16 protein-coding genes are annotated in these 18,455 nt (G+C 69.4%); 7 read left to right on the top strand and 9 right to left on the bottom strand.

Going from position 1 to position 18,455, the window contains the following annotated elements; genetic code table 11:
• The first annotated feature begins 13 nt into the window (after positions 1–13).
• Positions 14–802 (top strand): hypothetical protein, encoded by a 789-nt coding sequence (locus D4739_RS06695; RefSeq protein ID WP_120059844.1) that lies wholly within the window; start codon positions 14–16, stop codon positions 800–802.
• Between the two features lie 179 nt (positions 803–981).
• On the opposite strand, the gene D4739_RS06690 is transcribed toward D4739_RS06695, so the two are convergent.
• On the bottom strand, positions 982–1,218 hold the full coding sequence (locus D4739_RS06690) for a PLDc N-terminal domain-containing protein (protein WP_120059843.1): 237 nt from the start codon (positions 1,216–1,218) through the stop codon (positions 982–984).
• Positions 1,219–1,227: 9 nt separating this feature from the next.
• The gene (locus tag D4739_RS06685) at positions 1,228–2,421 is read right to left on the bottom strand and encodes an ROK family transcriptional regulator (RefSeq protein ID WP_220699251.1); all 1,194 of its coding nucleotides are present in this window, start codon (positions 2,419–2,421) and stop codon (positions 1,228–1,230) included.
• A 141-nt stretch (positions 2,422–2,562) separates the two neighbouring features.
• On the opposite strand from D4739_RS06685, the gene zwf reads away from it, so the two are divergent.
• The 6 genes from zwf (at position 2,563) to glgA (ending at position 9,970) form a co-directional block, all read left to right on the top strand.
• On the top strand, positions 2,563–4,026 hold the full coding sequence (gene zwf / locus D4739_RS06680; RefSeq protein ID WP_120059841.1) for a glucose-6-phosphate dehydrogenase: 1,464 nt from the start codon (positions 2,563–2,565) through the stop codon (positions 4,024–4,026).
• Entirely contained in the window at positions 4,026–5,927 is a 1,902-nt protein-coding gene (gene edd / locus D4739_RS06675; RefSeq protein ID WP_120059840.1) for a phosphogluconate dehydratase, read from the top strand. The genes zwf and edd overlap by 1 nt, the downstream gene beginning before the upstream one ends.
• Positions 5,924–6,544: a bifunctional 4-hydroxy-2-oxoglutarate aldolase/2-dehydro-3-deoxy-phosphogluconate aldolase gene (eda, locus tag D4739_RS06670; RefSeq protein ID WP_120059839.1), complete on the top strand. Its 621-nt coding sequence runs from the start codon at positions 5,924–5,926 to the stop codon at positions 6,542–6,544. Before edd ends, eda begins: the two co-directional genes overlap by 4 nt.
• Positions 6,545–6,556: 12 nt before the next feature.
• Positions 6,557–7,486, top strand: coding sequence for an aldo/keto reductase (locus tag D4739_RS06665; RefSeq protein ID WP_182920332.1), 930 nt, complete (start codon positions 6,557–6,559; stop codon positions 7,484–7,486).
• Positions 7,487–7,589: 103 nt separating this feature from the next.
• Complete coding sequence (glgC, locus tag D4739_RS06660; protein WP_120059838.1) at positions 7,590–8,801, top strand: glucose-1-phosphate adenylyltransferase; 1,212 nt, start codon at positions 7,590–7,592, stop codon at positions 8,799–8,801.
• Between the two features lie 14 nt (positions 8,802–8,815).
• Positions 8,816–9,970 carry a glycogen synthase gene (glgA, locus tag D4739_RS06655; protein ID WP_120059837.1) on the top strand — a complete coding sequence of 385 codons (1,155 nt, stop codon included), beginning with the start codon at positions 8,816–8,818 and terminating at the stop codon, positions 9,968–9,970.
• Between the two features lie 98 nt (positions 9,971–10,068).
• On the opposite strand, the gene D4739_RS06650 is transcribed toward glgA, so the two are convergent.
• From D4739_RS06650 to D4739_RS06620, 7 genes are all read right to left on the bottom strand, one after another.
• Positions 10,069–11,301: a DUF4032 domain-containing protein gene (locus D4739_RS06650; protein ID WP_120059836.1), complete on the bottom strand. Its 1,233-nt coding sequence runs from the start codon at positions 11,299–11,301 to the stop codon at positions 10,069–10,071.
• Positions 11,298–12,242: a carbohydrate kinase family protein gene (locus tag D4739_RS06645; RefSeq protein ID WP_120059835.1), complete on the bottom strand. Its 945-nt coding sequence runs from the start codon at positions 12,240–12,242 to the stop codon at positions 11,298–11,300. Before D4739_RS06645 ends, D4739_RS06650 begins: the two co-directional genes overlap by 4 nt.
• The gene (locus tag D4739_RS06640; protein WP_120059834.1) at positions 12,223–13,302 is read right to left on the bottom strand and encodes an ABC transporter ATP-binding protein; all 1,080 of its coding nucleotides are present in this window, start codon (positions 13,300–13,302) and stop codon (positions 12,223–12,225) included. The genes D4739_RS06645 and D4739_RS06640 overlap by 20 nt, the downstream gene beginning before the upstream one ends.
• 75 nt (positions 13,303–13,377) lie before the next feature.
• Positions 13,378–14,217 carry a carbohydrate ABC transporter permease gene (locus D4739_RS06635; RefSeq protein ID WP_120059833.1) on the bottom strand — a complete coding sequence of 280 codons (840 nt, stop codon included), beginning with the start codon at positions 14,215–14,217 and terminating at the stop codon, positions 13,378–13,380.
• Positions 14,214–15,224, bottom strand: coding sequence for a carbohydrate ABC transporter permease (locus D4739_RS06630; RefSeq protein WP_120059832.1), 1,011 nt, complete (start codon positions 15,222–15,224; stop codon positions 14,214–14,216). The genes D4739_RS06635 and D4739_RS06630 overlap by 4 nt, the downstream gene beginning before the upstream one ends.
• Positions 15,225–15,249: 25 nt before the next feature.
• The gene (locus D4739_RS06625; protein ID WP_120059831.1) at positions 15,250–16,527 is read right to left on the bottom strand and encodes an ABC transporter substrate-binding protein; all 1,278 of its coding nucleotides are present in this window, start codon (positions 16,525–16,527) and stop codon (positions 15,250–15,252) included.
• 27 nt (positions 16,528–16,554) lie between these two features.
• Positions 16,555–18,261 (bottom strand): glycoside hydrolase family 13 protein, encoded by a 1,707-nt coding sequence (locus tag D4739_RS06620; RefSeq protein WP_238473545.1) that lies wholly within the window; start codon positions 18,259–18,261, stop codon positions 16,555–16,557.
• Between the last annotated feature and the right edge of the window lie 194 nt (positions 18,262–18,455).

The following is an 18,455-nucleotide window of genomic DNA, read 5'->3' as shown; positions in this document are numbered from 1 at the left end:
TTACTCTCCGGACATGCGTCTTCCTGCTGGTGCTCTCGCGCTGACCCTCGTTCTGACGGGCGCGCTGACCAGCAGCTGCACCCTGGGCGGGCCCACGGCAGTCAGGAGCGGGCAGACCACCCAGAGCTCGACACTCCCCAACCCGGACGCCCAGCGCGCGCTGCTCACCCTCGGTCACCTCTCCGACCAGTTCGAGGTCGACGACGAGGATGAGGACCAGGAGGAAGGTGACGCCGACTGGGGTTGCCTCACGCCGGACGACGTCGCCGGCGGAGGCGCGGACGACGTGGAGATCAGCTTCTCCGCGAAACGCGACCCGGGCCTGCCCGGCGTCTTCAACTCGGTCACCTCCGGGGCTGGCGACGCGGCGGCAGCCGAGAGGGCGTTCGACGCGCTCGCAGCCAGCTTCAAGACCTGCACGTCCGTGCACACGAAGGATGACGACGGCACGGCCTGGGACTTCGACGTCACCACGGACACGACCGGTTGGGCCAAGGGCGGAGACCAGCAGATCAACGTCGTCGCGATCGGCACTGTCGGCATGTCGGGCGTGGAGCTCCCCCTGGACATCCGGATGTCGTTGGTCCGGATCAACGAGATCGCCACGATGGTCGGCTTCTTCGACCTGTCCGACACCCCTCGCGCCACCCGCACCGCCCACCAGCGGCTGATCGGAGCGGCGACGGCCCGGTTGCGCGCCGTACTGGTCGGGGAGAAGCTGCCTCCGACCCGCCCGCTGCTCGAGGACTACGAGTTCAGCAACGTGCTCGAGGAGCTGCTCTCCCCCACTCAGCAGGTCTGACGACCGGCCAGCAGCTCGTCCCGCAGCACCCGGGATCTGGCGGGAGAACGCGCCCCGCACTTGCCCGGAAATAGGCGAACCCGCGGCGTCTCGGGTCACCGCGGGTTCAGGAAGATCTTGCGACAGGAACGCCCGGGTTGTCCCGCTTTCCAGTGTCCGGTCTAGACCAGTTGATCACGTCAGGCCGAAGAACTCTGCAGACGAAGCTTCGGACGGGCGATCACGACGTACAAGATCGTGCCGATCACGCCCAGGAAGACCATCAGCAGGACGTAGAGGATCTTGCTCTCGCCGGCCGCCGACCAGGTCGCGTCGGACACCTTGAGGGCGTCGATGAGCATCAGCACCCACCAGACGAAGAAGGCCAGCATCAGCACGAGAAGGACGAGGACGAAGACCGCAGCACCTGAGAACATGACTGCAGACTAGGCCCGCGCGAGCGGGCGGGCGAGCATTCGGTCAAGGCGTGCTGGCTCGAGCAGCGACTCCACCGCCATCGACGTGCAGCCGACAATGCCGGCCTCCTCGCCGTGGGTCGACTGCAGCACCTGGAGCCTGCGCGTCGCCACGGAGGCAGCGTTGGCATAGAGGCCCTCCCGGAAGCCCGCCACGAAGGTGTCGTAGGCCGCGGCCATGTCGCCGCCGAGCACGACCGCCGCCGGGTTCAGCAGGTTGACGGCCTGGGCCAGCACCTCGCCCACCCGGCGACCACTCTCGCGGATCAGCGCGCGCGCCTCGGCATCGCCCTCGCGGGCCAGTGCCACCAGGACGCGCACGTGCTCGACCTCGCGGCCGCGTGCGCTGAGCTCCTGGACGAGGGCCCAGCCTCCGGCGACGGCCTCCAGACAACCGACCTCGCCACATCGGCAGGTGCGGCCGGCCGCCGCGGCCGACTTCAGGTGGCCGAGCTCGCCGGCGGCACCCCAGGCACCACGCACCAGCTCACCGCGTACGACGATGCCGACCCCGAGACCGGTGGACACCTTGACCAGCAGGAGGTCGTCGTAGGTCGCCAGCAGGAACCCGGTCTCCGACGCGGCGAGCGCGTTGGCGTCGTTGTCGAGGAACACAGGGGCATCGGCGAACTCCGCGAAGAACGGCGCCAGCGGCACGCCGTCCCAGCCGGGCAGCAACGGCGAGTCGAGGCTCGCGCCCGCGTCGTGGTCAACCGTGCCGGGGATGCTGATCCCGATCGCGCGGACGTCGGCCACACCTCGTCCCGCTTCGTCGAGCAGCGAGCGCAGCCGCTCGACGATCCCGGTCATGCGCGCGCCCGGAGCCAGCCCGGGCGCGTGGTCACGCGAGTCCTGCGCCTGGATCCTGCCGGCCAGGTCGCAGACCGCGAGCTGGGTCCGACTGCGTCCGATCGCGACGGCGAAGACGACACCGACAGCACTGTTGAACTGAAGGGTGGCGGGCGGACGGCCGCCGCCGGAGGGAGCCTCCTCGCCCTCGACGACGAGCCCGGACTCCATCAGCACCGCCAGCCGCGCCGAGACGGCAGTGCGCGAGAGCCCGGTGACGGCGGCGATCGCGGAGCGCGTCACCGCGCTGCCGTTGCGGATCAGGGCAAGGACCTCGCCGGCCGTTGCCGGTGTCGCCCCTTGGACAGCACTCATGCGCGCCATTGAACCACCTCGGGCGTCGCATAACATTCATGACTTAGGTATGGGAACGACGTAAGTATGTATTGCGTCGTTGCATATGTTCCTCTACCGTCTTATGTGACCGCCACCACACAGATCACCCGGAGACCCCTGATGGGAACCCCCGCACTCGCCCCCTGCGACATCGTCGTGTTCGGCGGCACCGGTGACCTCACGGTCCGCAAGCTGCTGCCGGCCCTCTACCAGCGCTACCGCGACGGGCAGCTGCCCGAAGGCACGCGCGTCATCGCCTGCTCGCGTGCCGGGCTCGATGACGCCGGCTACCGCGACAAGATCCGCGGCGAGCTCCCGCGCTTCGTGCCGAACGCGGAGCTCGACCAGGCATCCGCCGAGGCCTTCATCGAGGGGCTCGAGCACGTCAGCCTCGACGTCCAGGACGACCACAGCTGGGCGGGCCTGACCGCGAAGCTGCCGCCGGTTGCCGGTCGTGAGCACGGCAACGACAGGGTGCGGGTCTTCTACCTCGCCTGCGCCCCCTCGCTCTTCGGCCCGATCTCGGCCGGCCTCGAGGGGCACGGCCTGATCAACGCCCGCTCCCGCGTCGTGCTCGAGAAGCCCATCGGCCGCGACCTGGCCTCCGCCCTCGCCATCAACGACGCGGTCGGCGCGGTCTTCGACGAGTCGCAGATCTTCCGCATCGACCACTACCTCGGCAAGGAGAGCGTCCAGAACCTCCTCGTCACCCGGTTCGCCAACGCCGTGCTCGAGCCGCTGTGGAACGGCCGCGCGATCGACCACGTCCAGATCACCGTCGCCGAGGCGATCGGAGTCGGTGCCCGCGCCGGCTACTACGACACCTCCGGCGCACTGCGCGACATGGTGCAGAACCACCTGCTCCAGCTGCTCTGCCTGGTCGCCATGGAGCCGCCGACGCAGGTCGACCGCGACTCGGTCCGCGACGAGAAGCTCAAGGTGCTCAAGGCACTGCGCCCGATCACCGCCGCCGACGCCGCGGAGGTCACCGCCACCGGCCAGTACGCGACGTACGCCGAGGAGTGCGAGCGGCCCGACAGCACCACCGAGACCTTCGTGGCGCTGAAGGTCGAGATCGAGAACTGGCGCTGGGCCGGCGTGCCGTTCTACCTGCGCACCGGCAAGTGCCTCGACGCACGGACCTCCGAGATCGTGATCCAGTTCCGTCCGGTCCCGCACCCGATGTTCCCGGACGCGGAGGGCACGACCGAGCCCAACCGGCTGGTCATCACCCTGCAGCCCGACGAGGGCATGCAGCTGCACCTGATCGCGAAGGAACCCGGCCCCGGCGGCATCCGCCTGCGCCCGGTCTCCCTCGACCTGAACTACGCGGCGACGTTCTCGAGCCGCACGCCCGAGGCCTACGAGCGCCTCCTCATGGACGTCGTGCGTGGCAACCCCACGCTCTTCATGCGCCGTGACGAGGTCGAAGCCGCCTGGGCATGGACCGAACCCATCCTCGCCGCGTGGGAGGAGGCCGGGCGACAGCCCGAGACCTACCCCGCCGGCACCTCCGGACCGACCGCTGCGACCACCCTCATCGAGCGGGACGGCCGGACCTGGCACACAAGGAGCGTCAGCTGATGTCACTCTCACCCGTCAACCCGGTTCTCGATCAGGTCACCCGCCGGATCACCGACCGCAGCCAGCCCGGACGGGCGGCGTACCTCGCGAGGATCCGCGACGCCGCCGTCCGGGGCCCCGCCCGCGGACAGCTCGCGTGCGCCAACCTCGCGCACGGCTTCGCCGCCTCGGGCCCTGCCGACAAGACCGCGCTGCGCAGCAGCCGCATGCCCAACGTCGCCATCGTCTCGGCGTACAACGACATGCTCTCGGCCCACCAGCCGTTCGAGACCTACCCCGCGCAGCTCAAGGCTGCGGTCGCGCAGGCCGGCGCCATCGCCCAGTTCGCCGGTGGCGTCCCCGCGATGTGCGACGGCATCACGCAGGGCCGCGACGGCATGCAGCTCTCCCTCTTCAGCCGCGACGTCATCGCGATGTCGGCCGCGATCGCGCTCTCCCACGACATGTTCGACGCCGCGCTGATGCTCGGTGTCTGCGACAAGATCGTGCCGGGCCTGCTGATCGGCTCGCTCTCCTTCGGCCACCTGCCGACGATCTTCGTCCCGGCCGGCCCGATGACCTCGGGCATCTCGAACACGGAGAAGTCGCGGGTCCGCCAGCTCCACGCCGAGGGCAAGGTGACCCGCGAGACCCTGCTCGAGGCCGAGGCCGCGTCGTACCACTCGGCCGGCACCTGCACCTTCTACGGAACCGCCAACTCCAACCAGCTGCTGATGGAGGTGCTCGGCCTGCACCTGCCGGGCGCGAGCTTCGTCAACCCCGGTACGCCGCTGCGCGAGGCCCTCACGGCCGCCGCCGGCCGCCGCGCCGCCGGGATCACCTGGGCGGGCGAGGAGTTCACCCCGATCGGCGAGGTCGTCGACGAGAAGGCGATCGTCAACGCGTGCGTCGCGCTGCTCGCCACCGGCGGCTCCACCAACCACACGCTCCACCTGGTCGCGATCGCCGCGGCAGCGGGCATCACACTGACCTGGGACGACCTGTCCGACCTCTCGGCGGTCGTGCCGCAGCTCGCGAAGATCTACCCCAACGGCAGCGCCGACGTGAACCACTTCCACGCCGCTGGCGGGCTCGCCTTCACCATCCGCACGCTGCTCGACGCCGGGCTGCTGCACGAGGACGTGAAGACCGTCGCCGGTCCCGGCCTGCGCCGCTACACCGCCGAGCCGAAGCTCGTGGCCGGAGGCGTCGAGTGGATCGAGGGCCCGGCCGAGAGCCTCGACACCGACGTGCTCCGCTCCGCCGAGGACCCGTTCGCCCCCGACGGCGGCCTGCGGATCCTGCGCGGCAACCTGGGCGTGAGCGTCATCAAGACCTCGGCCGTGAAGCCGGAGCACCGCGTCGTCACCGCGCCGGCGCGCGTCTTCGACGACCAGGCCGACTTCCTGCTGGCCTTCCAGGAGGGCACGCTGACCGGTGACCTCGTCGCGGTGATCCGCTACCAGGGCCCGTCGGCCAACGGCATGCCCGAGCTGCACAAGCTGACCCCGGCGCTGAGCTCGCTGCAGGACCGCGGGCAGAAGGTCGCCATCGTCACCGACGGCCGCATGTCGGGTGCCTCGGGCAAGGTCCCGGCCGCGATCCACATGACGCCCGAGGCCGCTGACGGCGGCCCGATCGCCCGCGTCCAGGACGGCGACCTGATCACCGTCGACGGCGAGGCCGGCATCGTCGAGCTGCACGTCCACGCCGCCGATCTCGCAGCACGCCCCGTCACCGGACGCGCCCTCACGGACGACGAGTGGTCCGGCACCGGCCGCGACCTCTTCGCCGTCTTCCGTCGCCAGGTCGGCCCCGCCGACAAGGGGGCTAGCGTCTTTCCCACACACACCGCTCCGCCCGCACCGGCACACGTAGACAACACGCCCATCGATTCGATCCTCATCGAGGAGCACGCATGACCTCCCTGCTCGACCGCGTCCCCGTCGTCCCCGTCGTCGTCATCGACGACCTCGCGCACGCGGTTCCCCTTGCCCGCGCCCTGGCCCGCGGAGGCCTTCCGGTCGTCGAGCTGACGCTGCGAACCCCGGTCGCCCTCGACGCGATCCGCGCCATCGCCGCCGAGGTGCCCGAGGTGCTGATCGGCGCCGGCACGATTGTCGAGCCCAAGCAGGCCGCGCTCGCCGTCGACGCCGGCGCCGCCTTCCTGGTGTCGCCCGGCAGCACGCCCGAGCTGCTCGACGCGATGGAGGACACCGGGGTCCGCTTCCTGCCCGGCGTCGCGACCGTCAGCGAGGTGCTGGCGGTCTTCGCCCGCGGCCTCTACGAGATGAAGTTCTTCCCGGCCGAGGCGGCCGGCGGCACGGCGTACCTGAAGTCCATCGGCGGACCGCTCCCGCAGGTCCGGTTCTGCCCGACCGGCGGCATCACCCGCGCCACGGCGGCCAGCTACCTCGCGCTGTCCAACGTCGGCTGCGTCGGCGGCTCCTGGCTGACGCCCGCCGCCGCGCTCGCTGCTGGTGACTGGGATGCCGTCGAGCAGCTCGCCCGCGACGCCGCAACGCTCGCCGGCAGCTGACGGATCACGGGGATGAGCCGGGTGATCTATGGCTGCATGGGCCTGGGCCGCTGGGACGGCCAGACCCCTGATGCCACCGATCACGCTTCCGCGGAAGCTGCGGTCGCCGCCGCTCTCGACATCGGCATCACGACGTTCGACCACGCGGACATCTATGGCCACGGCTCGGCCGAGGCCGTCTTCGGCGACCTCCTCTCGCGCAACGGCGGGCTTCGCGCGCGGATCCAGATCCAGACCAAGTGCGGCATCCGGCTGCCCGGTCCCGACGGTCCGGGCATCTACGACCTGCGTCCGGAGACGATCCGGGCGCGCGTCCACGAGAGCCTCGACCGGCTCCGCACGGCGTACGTCGACAGCCTGCTCCTGCACCGCCCCGACCCGCTGACGGATCCGGCCGAGATCGGCGCCACCCTCACCTCCCTGTACGACGAGGGCCTGGTGCTCGCCGTGGGGGTCTCCAACATGAGCGCGGCCCAGATCACGGCCCTCCAGGCGCACACCAGCGTGCCGATCACCGCCAACCAGCTGGAGATGAGCCTGCTGCGCCGCGACTGGCTCGAGGGCGGCGTACTCGTCAACACGGCAGCGTCGAGCGAGGTCGGGTTCCCCTACGGGACCGTCGAGTTCTGCCGCGAGCAGTCGATCGAGCTCCAGGCCTGGGGCGCGCTCGCCAACGGCCGCTTCACCGGTGCCCCGCAGTCCGGGAACGACGAGCAGGTTGCTGACCTGGTCGCGCAGCTGGCGGAGGCCCACGGCACCACGCCCGAGACCGTCGTCCTGTGGTGGCTGCAGCGCCACCCGGCCGCGATCCGGCCCGTCATCGGCACCACCAACCCTTCGCGGATCCGTGCCTGCGCCGACGCCGCCACCGAGTCCCCACGGCTCAGCCACGAGCAGTGGTACTCGCTGTGGCTCGCCGCCCGCGGCGCCCCGCTTCCCTGACCGCATCCACCCCCACGGGGGTGGCGCGCAGGACCTGTTCTTGATAAACCCAAGTACGCCGTTGCGCCCCCGTGGCCCGGTTGAGCAGTGAAGGAGTTGGCCCATGACGAGGATCCTCGGCATCGTTCTTGCTGGAGGCGAGGGCAAGCGCCTGATGCCGCTGACGGAGGACCGGTCCAAGCCGGCGGTGCCGTTCGCGGGCAGCTACCGGCTGATCGACTTCGCGCTCTCCAACCTGGTCAACTCCGGCTTCCTCAAGTGCGCGGTCCTGACCCAGTACAAGTCGCACTCGCTCGACCGCCACATCTCGATGACCTGGCGCATGTCGACGATGCTCGGCAACTACGTGACGCCGGTGCCGGCCCAGCAGCGCCGCGGCAAGCAGTGGTACCTCGGCAGCGCCGACGCGATCTACCAGTCGATGAACCTGATCGTCGACGAGCGACCCGACGTCATCGTGGTGTTCGGCGCCGACCACGTCTACCGCATGGACGCCTCGCAGATGGTCGAGGCGCACCTCGCCTCGGGTGCGGGCGTGACCGTGGCCGGCATCCGGGTGCCGCGCGAGGGTGCCGACCAGTTCGGCGTGATCCAGGTGGCCGAGGACGGCGTGGGGATCGCGGAGTTCCTCGAGAAGCCGGCCGACCCGCCGGGTCTGGCCGACTCCCCCAACGAGGTGCTCGCCTCGATGGGCAACTACGTCTTCAGCGCCGACGCCCTGATCGCTGCCCTCGAGGCGGACGCCAAGGACCTCGGCTCACGCCACGACCTCGGTGGCGACCTGATCCCCGCGATGGTCAAGCAGGGCATCGCCAGCGTCTACGACTTCAAGGACAACGAGGTGCCCGGCTCGACCCCGAGCGACCGCGGCTACTGGCGCGACGTCGGCACGATCGACGCCTACCACGAGGCCCACCTCGACCTTGTCTCCGCGGTTCCGGAGTTCAACCTCTACAACGACCAGTGGCCGATCTACTCCCTCGGCGCCCAGCTGCCGGGCGCGAAGTTCGTGCACGGAGCCTCCGTCCGTGACTCCATCGTCTGCTCCGGCTCGATCGTCTCCGGCGCCAACTGCGAGAGCTCCGTCATCGGCACCAACACCCGAGTCGAGGACGGCTCCACGGTCCAGCGCTCGGTGCTGATGGACAACGTGGTCGTCGGCCGCGGCGCGATCGTGCGCAACGCGATCATCGACAAGAACGTCGTGATCCCGCCCGGCACCCTGATCGGCATCAACCCCGACGAGGACCGCCGCCGCGGCTTCTCGGTCAGCCCCGGCGGCATCGTCGTCATCGGCAAGGGCCAGAAGATCTGATGTCGGGAGACCTGATGCGCGCGAGCATCCTCACCCGCGAGTACCCGCCGGACGTCTACGGCGGCGCCGGGGTGCACGTGACCTTCCTGGTCCGTGAGCTGGCGAAGCTGATCGACGTCGACGTCCAGTGCATGGGTTCTCCACGTCCCGGCGCCACGGCACACTCCGAGGAGGATGCCCGGCTCACGGAGGCGAACTCCGCGCTGCGGGTCCTGTCGACCGACCTGCCGATGACCGCCGCGGTCGCCGGATCCGACATCGTCCACTCCCACACCTGGTACGCCGTCATGGCCGGCCACTGGGCCAAGCTCCTGTACGACGTGCCGCACGTGATCACCGCCCACTCCCTCGAGCCGGACCGGCCGTGGAAGGCCGAGCAGCTGGGTGGCGGCTACCGGCTCTCGTCGTGGGCCGAGCGCACGGCGTACGAGTCGGCGGACGCGATCGTGGCGGTCAGCTCCGCGATGCGCGAGGACGTCCTGCGGGCCTATCCGGCCGTCGCCCCCGAGCGCGTGCACGTGATCCACAACGGCATCGACTCAGAGCTGTACTTCCCCGATCCTGCGCGCGACGTGCTCGACCGGATCGGCGTCGACCCCTCCCGCCCGTACGCCGCGTTCGTCGGTCGGATCACGCGGCAGAAGGGCGTCGCCCACCTGCTCCGGTCTGCACTCTCCTTCGACCCGGACCTGCAGCTGGTGCTGCTCGCCGGAGCTGCTGACACCCCCGAGCTCAAGGCCGAGACCGATGCCGCGATCGACGAGCTGCACGCTCGTCGTACCGGTGTCTTCGTGGTCTCCGAGATGCTGCCGGCCGAGGACGTGCGCCAGGTGCTGAGCCACGCGCTCTTCTTCGCGTGCCCGTCGGTCTACGAGCCGCTCGGCATCGTGAACCTGGAGGCGATGGCCTGCGGGACCGCCGTCGTCGCCAGCCGGATCGGCGGCATCCCCGACGTGGTGGTGGACGGCGAGACGGGGCTGCTGGTCGGCCTCGATCCGGACGACGCGGCCGGGTTCGAGCGTGACTTCGCCGCGGCTGCCAACCGGCTCGTCGCCGACCCCTCACTCGCCGCGAAGATGGGCGAGGCCGGCATGGCACGGGCCAGGGCCGAGTTCGGCTGGGGGCCCCTGGCGGAGCGGACGGTCGAGCTCTACCGCTCACTGCTCTGATCACTCGGCGCGGGGCCGCAACGAAGTGAGCACCGGACCGGGCCATCCGAGCCCTACGTCGCTGGGCACAGCCCGCGTCGCCCGCACGCCCCCAGGGTTCAGTCGTCGCCGAGCAGCGGAGCGGTGACGCGCGGGATCGTGCCGGTCGGCAGCTCGGGCAGCACCTCGTAGAAGTAGCTGCGCGCGGCCTCGGACGTGCCGACGTCGCGGCCGGCGCGCTCGGAGAGCCGCCAGCGGTGCTCGAGCACCTCGTGGAAGACCTCGGGCTCGTCGCGCTTGCCGCGCAGCTCGCCGGGGATGGCCGAGACCACGGGGTCGTAGCACTCGATCAACCACCGGCTCGCCGCAGCCTGCTCGGAGACCGAGCGACCGCTCTCCTGCTCGAGCCACCCGCGGAAGCTGGCGATGTCGCTGAGCAACCGCCTCGCCTGGCGGTCCTGGACATCCAGTCCGGTGCGCCGCATCAGCAGCCGTCGCCAGCGGCCGGGGTCCGCGACGCGTGTGCGCAGCCGCACCTTGGAGCCGTCCTCCGCAGGCAGCAGCTCGACCTCGTCGACGTCGAAACCGAGCTCCTCGATCCGCCGGATCCGCTCACCGATCAGGTAGCGCTGCTCGTCCTTGGCGATCACGTCCTCGCGGTTCACCTCTCCCCACAACGAGTGGTAGCGCTCGAGCACGCTCTCCGCCGTCTCGATCGGGTCGATGTCCTCGTCGAGGAGCCCGCCCGCCTCGAGGTCCATCAGCTCACCACCGATCCGCTCGTAGGCGAAGTCGAGGTCGAGGTGGCGCTGCCCGTCGCTCAGGTCGGCGTGGTGCTCCATCGTCTCGGCGTCGACGAGGTAGGCCTCGAGGTCGCCGGCGTCGAGCTTGAAGAGGGTGTTGGAGAGCGAGCAGTCGCCCCACAGGTAGCCGGCCAGGTGCAGCCGCACGAGCAGCTCGACCATGCCGCCGATGAGGGCGTCGAACTGGGGGCCGGCCTGGATCGTGCTGAGCAGTCGCCGGTACGTCGCGGAGTAGGCCAGGTAGCGGGTGATCAGGATCGAGTCCTGGCCCTCCCGGTCGAGGCAGGCACCGACCACCTCGACGGCGGGGATGCTCACATCCGCGAGCTCGCGCAGCAGCCGGTGCTCGCGGCGGACCAGGTCCTCCGGCAGCTCCTTGAGGACGAACGTGCCCTGGCTCGCCTCGACGAAACGCACGACGTGGCGGTGGATGCCGGCGGTCGGGATCTCGATGAGGCGCTCGTCGGTCCACTCGGCGAGCGGCGTCTCCCACGGCAGGTCGAGGAGGTCTGCCGCGCCGTCCGCGGGCGGGTTGAAGATGAACCTCATGTCGCCATGATTCGGTCCCTCCGCGGCGGGTCGGCACCCGGGCGGGAGACGGTCACTGCCGCACAGCCGGCCGCGAACTCGAGCAGTCCCCTGATCTGCTCGAGGTCGAGCGCCTTGAGCCGCTCGGCGTGCTTGCGACCCAGCAGTCCGGCGTCGAAGAGCGCGACGAGAAGACCGGCCATGAAGGAGTCGCCGGCGCCGATCGTGTCGACCACCGTGGTCGGCGGCGCAGGGATCTGCACGGCGCCGCCGCGCGCTGCGGCGTACGCACCGTCGGGGCCGAGCGTGACGACAACGAGGGCGGGACCGAGCCGCAGCCAGCGGCGTGCGACGTCGGCCGGAGCGGTGTCCGGGAAGAGCCAGGCGAGGTCTTCGTCGCTGGCCTTGACGACGTCGGCACGCTCCACGAACTCCTCGATCCGCTTGCGGGCGGACTCGCGACTGCCCATCAGCTGCGGGCGGACGTTGGGGTCGTAGGAGATCGTGGCGGTGGCACGGAGCGCCTCGATCGTCGCGAGCACGACGGATGCTCCCGGCTCGAGGACAGCGGCGATCGAGCCGGTGTGCACGAGGTCCGGGGCGAGATCGGGCGCAGACGCGATCGACCAGTCGATGGCGAACTCGTAGCTCGCCGCCCCGTCGGCCGCGATGGTCGCGAGCGCTGTCGAGGTCGGCCCGGCGGTGATCGAGCGAGTCACGAGCTCGACGTCGTTCTCGGACAGGTGCTCCTCGATCAGCGCTCCATGGGCATCGCAGCCGATGCGGGTCTGCAGGACGGCGGGGACCTCCAGGCGGCTGAGACCGACTGCCACGTTGAGCGGGCTGCCGCCGACCCGGGCAGCATCTGCTTGCCCGGGTCGGCGGATCAGGTCGATCAGTGCCTCACCGATCACGAGAGCCCGGTCGGGCCCGTCGTCGGTCTCAGGCGGAGAGGCGAGCACCGGTTTCCTTGTCGAACACGTGGACGTGGGCCGGGTCGGTGGTCACGTGGAGCACGTCGCCCTTGTGCGTGGTGTCGCGGCCGGCGGCGCGCACGATCAGGTCGTGCGGGGTCCCCTGTGCCTCGCACGTGCCGTAGACGTACGCGTCGGCGCCGAGCTCCTCGATCACGTTGACGGTCACCGGGATGCCTTCGCCCGGACCGACCAGGCGCCAGTTCTCCGGACGGACGCCGACCACGACGTTGCCGTCCATGACCTTCGCCGCCGTCGGGTCGACCGGCACCAGGTAGTCACCGACGCGGACCTCGCCGTTGATCGCGACGCCCTCGAGGAGGTTCATCTGCGGCGAGCCGATGAAGCCCGCGACGAACAGGTTGCCCGGCTTGTCGTAGAGCTTCAGCGGGGTGTCGACCTGCTGGATCTCGCCGTCCTTCATCACCGCCACGCGGTCGCCCATCGTCATCGCCTCGACCTGGTCGTGGGTCACGTAGACGGTCGTGACACCCAGGTCGCGCTGCAGCTTCGCGATGTCCGTGCGGGTCTGCACACGCATCTTCGCGTCCAGGTTCGACAACGGCTCATCCATGCAGAACACCTGCGGCTTGCGCACGATCGCGCGACCCATCGCCACTCGCTGACGCTGACCACCGGAGAGCGCCTTGGGCTTGCGGTCCAGGTAGTCGGTCAGCCCGAGGATCTGGGCAGCCTCCTTGACGCGACGCTCGCGCTCTTCCTTGGAGACCTTGGCCATCTTCAGCGCAAAGCCCATGTTCTCCGCCACCGTCATGTGCGGATAGAGCGCATAGGACTGGAAGACCATCGCGATGTCACGGTCCTTGGGAGCCATGGAGGAGACCTCGCGATCGCCGATGTGGATCGTTCCTGCGGTCACCTCCTCGAGACCGGCCAGCATCCGCAGGGTCGTGGACTTGCCACATCCCGACGGGCCGACCAGGACCATGAACTCGCCGTCCTCGATCTCGAGGTCGATGCCGGGCACCGCAGGGCTGTCGCTACCGGGATACCACCGCTGGGTCCCCTTGAAGGTGATGCTTGCCATGACTTGCTCCTCATTCACCGGCAGGTACGTGCCGGACGATCCGAAGTGAATTGGATGGTTGTTGGGTGTTGCTGGTCAGCCCTTGACGCCACCGGCGGTCAGGCCGTCGACGATCCGTCGCTGGAAGGCGAGGACCATCAGGATCAACGGGATGGTGACGACCGTGCCCGCAGCCATGACAGCGGTGTACGGCTCGACGTGCGGCTTGCTGCCCGTGAAGCTCGCGATGGCGACGGTGACCGGCGCCGTGCTGTCGCTGCTGAGCTGGCTGGCGATCAGGAACTCGTTCCACGAGGCGATGAACGCCAGGATTGCCGTGGTGACCACACCGGGAGCGGCGAGCGGCAGCATGATCTTGGTGAACGCCTGCCGCTTGGTCGCGCCGTCGATGCGCGCGGCCTCCTCGAGCTCCCACGGCATCTCCCGGAAGAACGCCGTCAACGTGTAGATCGTGAGCGGGAGGACGAAGGAGATGTTCGGGATGATCATCGCCTGGTAGCTGCCGTACCACCCGATGTTGCGGAACAGCTGGAACAGCGGGGTGACCAGCGCGACGCCGGGGAACATCGAGGCCGCGAGGATGACCGCCAGGATCGCGTTCTTGGCCGGGAAGTTGAGTCGCGCCATCGCGTACGCCGTGAAGACGCCGACCGTGAGGCCGATGGCCGTGGTCACCACGCCGATGAGGACGCTGTTACCCAGGGCTCGGCCGAAGTGGTTGCCACGGTCGGTGGCGAAGACGGTCCTGAAGTTGTCCAGCGTCACGTGGGTCGGCCACGGTGTCGAGTCGAACGTGAACTGCAGGTCACGGAAGGCCGTGACGATCATCCAGTAGAACGGCAGCAGACCCCACAGGACGATCACGGCGACGCCGAGATAGGTGCGGACGCTGCGCCAGCGAGAGGTGGTGTTCATCGCTTGGCCTTCCCTTCAGCCCCGGTGGCGCTGGCACCGAGGAACTTGATGAACAGGAACGCCACACCGAAGACCAGAAGGAAGGTCAGCGTCGAGAGCGCGGCAGCGCTGTTGAAGCCGTTCCTGATCTCGTTGATCACGAGGATCGACAGCGTCGTGGTGTCGTTCCCATCACCCGCTCCACCGCCGGTCATGATCTGTGGGAGGTCGTACATGCGGAGGACGTCGAGCGTGCGGAAGAGCAGCGCCACGACAACCGCAGGCTTGACGAGCGGGACGGTGATCGACCAGAACCGCTGCCACGGGCTGGCCCCGTCGACCTTGGCAGCCTCGTAGACGTCGTCGGCAATCAGCTGCAGGCCGGCCAGGATCAGCAGCGCCATGAACGGCGTCGTCTTCCAGACATCGGAGACGATGATCGCGCTCCGCGCCGCCCACTTGTCACCGAACCAGAGCACCTGGGAGTTGAAGAGGTTGTTGATGATTCCGTCGTAGCTGAAGATGAAGTACCAGAGCTTGGCCGTGACCGCTGTCGGAATCGCCCACGGGATCAGCACCGCCGCGCGGACGAGTCCGCGCCCGCGGAACTTGCCGTTCATGATCATCGCGAACCAGAAGCCGAGGACCAGCTCGATCGTCACCGTGACGACGGTGAAGAAGAGCGTGATCCAGACGACCTCCCAGAACGATGAGCCCGTCGAGCCCGGCGGGCAGGCCACGTCACCGCAGCGCTGCAACAGCCAGTGCTTGTAGTTGTCGAGGCCAGCAAAGCCGCCCTCAACGAAGACTCCGTTCTCATCGAGGTGCTGGTCGGCCTGGAAGGACATGTAGACGGCGCGGGCAACCGGGTACCCGATCACCAGGGCGAGCACCGCGACCGCGGGAGCGACCAGGAGCAGCGCGCGCCTGGTCTCGTGCGGGTCCAGGGACGAGCCCCGGGCCCGGCGACGCGCGAGGCGCCGCCGGGCCGGGGCCGGGGCCGTTGACCCGGATGCGTTGTTGTTCATCAGCGAACTCCGGACCGGACCCGGGTCACTGACCCGAAGCTGCCTTGATCGCAGCGGCCATGTCCTTGACCGCCTCCTCAGACGTCTTGTCGCCCTTGAGCGCGGCGTACGAGTTGTCCTGGATCGCCTTGGTCACGGCCTGGTAGAACGGCGTGATCGGCCGCGCGACGGCGTTCTCGATGGAGGTGAGAAGGGTCGGGAGGTAGGGGTACTTCTTGACCAGTGCCGGGTCCTGGTAGACATCCGCGCGGATCGGCGCGAGGGAACCCTTCTCCATGTAGTCCTTCTGGATCTCCTCGGAGGCCAGGAAGTTCACGAAGTCGATCGCGGTCGCCTTGTTGTCGGAGAACGCACTGATCGCGGTGTTGTGGCCACCAAGGGTGGACGCACCAACGCCGTCGAGACCAGGCAGCGGCGCCACGCTGAACTTGCCCTTCACCTTGGAGCTGGCCTCACCGGACGCCAGGCCGTAGACGTAGGGCCAGTTGCGCAGGAAGAGCAGCTTGCCCGCCTGGAAGGCCGCGCGGCCCTCTTCCTCGGTGTAGGTGATGGCCGACTTGGGGATGTCACCGTTCTTGAAGCCGTCGACGAGGACCTGCAGGCCCTCGGCCGCCTCCGGGCTGTCGACGGTCGGCGTCTTGCCGTCCTCAGCGACGATCGAGCCGCCGGCTCCGTTGATCGCCTCGGAGGCGTTGACGGTGAGGCCCTCGTACTTGTTGAACTGGCCCGCGTAGCAGTCGATCTTGGCCTGGCGGGCGATGTCGCAGGCGGCGAAGAGCTCGGCCCAGGTCGTCGGCGGCGTCTTCACCAGGTCGGTGCGGTAGTAGAGCATGCCGCCGTCGCTGGTGGTCGGCGAGGCGTACTGGACGCCGTTGTACTGCGCGCCCTTCACGGCCGAGTCGAGCAGGCCGTCGGTGTCGACCGCGAGATCGCCCTTCAGCGGCTGCAGGTAGCCCTTGGCGGCGAACTCGGCCGTCCAGACGAGGTCGACGGAAACGACGTCGTAGTCGGCGTTCTTCGCGTCGAAGTTGCGGACCAGGTCGTCGTGCTGCTGGTCGGCCTCGTCGGTCTGCTCCTTGAGGGTGACCTTCTCCTCAGGGTGCAGCTTGTTCCACTTGTCGATGATCCCGTGCGTGGCATTGTCGTTGACCTTGCCCTGCACGTAGGTGATCGGCCCCCGGTCCTTGAGGTGCGCCTTGAACGCGTCGTCGGCCGTGCCGCCGTCTCCGCCACCGCAGGCGGCGAGTGGAAGGGCGACGAGGGCGAGCGCGGTCAGGGATGAGGCAGTGCGGAGATGACGCATGATTACTTCCTTCTGTGCGGGGGACGATCAGGAACGACGGAGCCAGGCAGCGCTGGCCGGGGCGAGGAACCCCGGCTGCGCGTCGTGGGCGGAGGCGAGGAGAACCTCACCGCCGGGGAGTGCGACCGGCGTCGAGCCGGTGTTGAGCCAGACCTCGACATCGCCGTGGCGGAACGCGGCGACATCGTCGGACGTGTGGACCCACTCGAAGCCGGTCACGTCGGCGAACTGGTCCCGGCGGAGCCGGAGCGCCGCGCGGTAGAGGTTGAGCACCGAGTCCGGGTCGGACTCCTGGTCGGCGGCGTTGAACTCCGACCAGTTGGCGGGCTGCGGCAGCCACGGCTGGCCGGTGGCACCCGCCGGGCTGAATCCGGTCGCGTCGCCGTCGCCACCCCACGGGAGTGGGATGCGGCAGCCGTCGCGGCCGATGTCGCCGGCCGGTCGGATCCGGAAGACCGGGTCCTGGCGCGCCTCGTCCGGCACGTCCTCGACCTCAGGCAGGCCGAGCTCCTCGCCCTGGTAGAGGTAGACGGTGCCGGGCAGGCCGAGGATGAACATCGAGGCAGCGCGTGCACGGCGTACGCCGAGGGCGATGTCGGCGGGCTCCTCGTGCCAGCGCAGGCGGTCCCACACCGACTCGACGTAGTGGTCAGGCTGGCTGCGGGCGTAGCGGGTGACGTGACGGACCACGTCGTGGTTCGAGAGCACCCACGTCGTGGTGCCACCGGCGGCCGCGACGGTTGCACGGGCGTCGTCCACGACCGACTTCATGTACGACGCGTCGAAGGGCGCGCGCAGGAAGTCGAACTGGAAGGCGGTGTGCAGCTCGTCCGGCCGGAGGTAGCGGGCGAGGCGCTCGTTGCTCGGCACCCAGGCCTCGGCGACGAAGACCCGCTCGGGGTCGTAGCCGTCGGCGACCTTGCGCCAGCCGCGGTAGATCTCGTGGACGCCCTCGTTGTCCCACGCCGGGTGGGGGACGTCGTGCTGGGTGAGGCCGGTGATCTCGCCGGCGTCCGGGAGGCCCTCGGGCTTCGACAGACCGTGGGCGACGTCGATCCGGAAGCCGTCGACGCCTCGGTCGAACCAGAAGCGCAGGATGTCCTGGAACTCGGCGACGACCTCGGGGTTCTCCCAGTCGAGGTCGGGCTGCTCGCGGGCGAAGAGGTGGAGGTACCACTCGCCCGGGGTGCCGTCGGGGTTGTTGGTGCGGGTCCAGGCGGGGCCGCCGAAGATGCTCTTCCAGTCGTTCGGCTCGATCTCGCCGGCCTCACCCTTGCCGGGACGGAAGATGTAGCGCGCGCGAGCGGCCTCATCCCCGGCGAGCGCAGCCTGGAACCAGGCGTGGTGGTCCGAGGTGTGGTTCGGGACGATGTCGAGGATGACCTTGATGCCGGCGTCGTGAGCCTCGGCGAGGAGCAGGTCGGCCTCCGCGAGCGTGCCGTAGTCCGGCTCGATGTCACGGTAGTCGGCGACGTCGTAGCCGGCGTCGGCCTGCGGCGAGGGGTACCAGGGATTGATCCAGATGGCGTCGACGCCGAGCTCGGCGAGGTAGGGGATGCGGGCGCGGAGGCCAGCCAGGTCACCGATGCCGTCGCCGGAACCGTCGGCGAAGGAGCGGATGTAGACCTGGTAGACGACGGCATCGGCCCACCAGGGAGAGGTGGGGGTGGGGTCCACCTGGGACTGCGAGCCGGTGAGGGTGCCGGCTGCGTCGGTGATGTCGAGGTGAAGCAAGGGGATCGCCCTTCTCATTGTCATGGATTGGTGACTACGATCACGTAAACGTTTGCGTTGGATCGTGGCGGCTGTCACATGCCCATGTCAACCACTACCCCCGAGTAATGGGAAACATGCGGCGAGCGACCGCTTGCTTCCATCGAGCGCCGACGCGTGGACGCCCCCGAAATGGAGAGATGAGCCGTCTAGAT

This window comes from Nocardioides cavernaquae (assembly GCF_003600895.1).
Classification (GTDB): domain Bacteria; phylum Actinomycetota; class Actinomycetes; order Propionibacteriales; family Nocardioidaceae; genus Nocardioides; species Nocardioides cavernaquae.
The sequence above is the reverse complement of the archived record's forward strand: the minus strand, read 5'-3'. Positions and strand labels throughout refer to the sequence as shown.

What these genes read in the sequence shown, in the direction of transcription:
- D4739_RS06630 (WP_120059832.1), bottom strand. Translation starts at nt 15,224, where the DNA reads ATGAACAACAACGCATCCGGGTCAACGGCCCCGGCCCCGGCCCGGCGG.
- D4739_RS06690 (WP_120059843.1), bottom strand. Translation starts at nt 1,218, where the DNA reads ATGTTCTCAGGTGCTGCGGTCTTCGTCCTCGTCCTTCTCGTGCTGATG.
- eda (WP_120059839.1), top strand. Translation starts at nt 5,924, where the DNA reads ATGACCTCCCTGCTCGACCGCGTCCCCGTCGTCCCCGTCGTCGTCATC.
- D4739_RS06640 (WP_120059834.1), bottom strand. Translation starts at nt 13,302, where the DNA reads ATGGCAAGCATCACCTTCAAGGGGACCCAGCGGTGGTATCCCGGTAGC.
- edd (WP_120059840.1), top strand. Translation starts at nt 4,026, where the DNA reads ATGTCACTCTCACCCGTCAACCCGGTTCTCGATCAGGTCACCCGCCGG.
- D4739_RS06685 (WP_220699251.1), bottom strand. Translation starts at nt 2,421, where the DNA reads ATGAGTGCTGTCCAAGGGGCGACACCGGCAACGGCCGGCGAGGTCCTT.
- D4739_RS06625 (WP_120059831.1), bottom strand. Translation starts at nt 16,527, where the DNA reads ATGCGTCATCTCCGCACTGCCTCATCCCTGACCGCGCTCGCCCTCGTC.
- D4739_RS06650 (WP_120059836.1), bottom strand. Translation starts at nt 11,301, where the DNA reads ATGAGGTTCATCTTCAACCCGCCCGCGGACGGCGCGGCAGACCTCCTC.
- D4739_RS06665 (WP_182920332.1), top strand. Translation starts at nt 6,557, where the DNA reads ATGAGCCGGGTGATCTATGGCTGCATGGGCCTGGGCCGCTGGGACGGC.
- zwf (WP_120059841.1), top strand. Translation starts at nt 2,563, where the DNA reads ATGGGAACCCCCGCACTCGCCCCCTGCGACATCGTCGTGTTCGGCGGC.
- glgA (WP_120059837.1), top strand. Translation starts at nt 8,816, where the DNA reads ATGCGCGCGAGCATCCTCACCCGCGAGTACCCGCCGGACGTCTACGGC.
- D4739_RS06695 (WP_120059844.1), top strand. Translation starts at nt 14, where the DNA reads ATGCGTCTTCCTGCTGGTGCTCTCGCGCTGACCCTCGTTCTGACGGGC.
- D4739_RS06635 (WP_120059833.1), bottom strand. Translation starts at nt 14,217, where the DNA reads ATGAACACCACCTCTCGCTGGCGCAGCGTCCGCACCTATCTCGGCGTC.
- glgC (WP_120059838.1), top strand. Translation starts at nt 7,590, where the DNA reads ATGACGAGGATCCTCGGCATCGTTCTTGCTGGAGGCGAGGGCAAGCGC.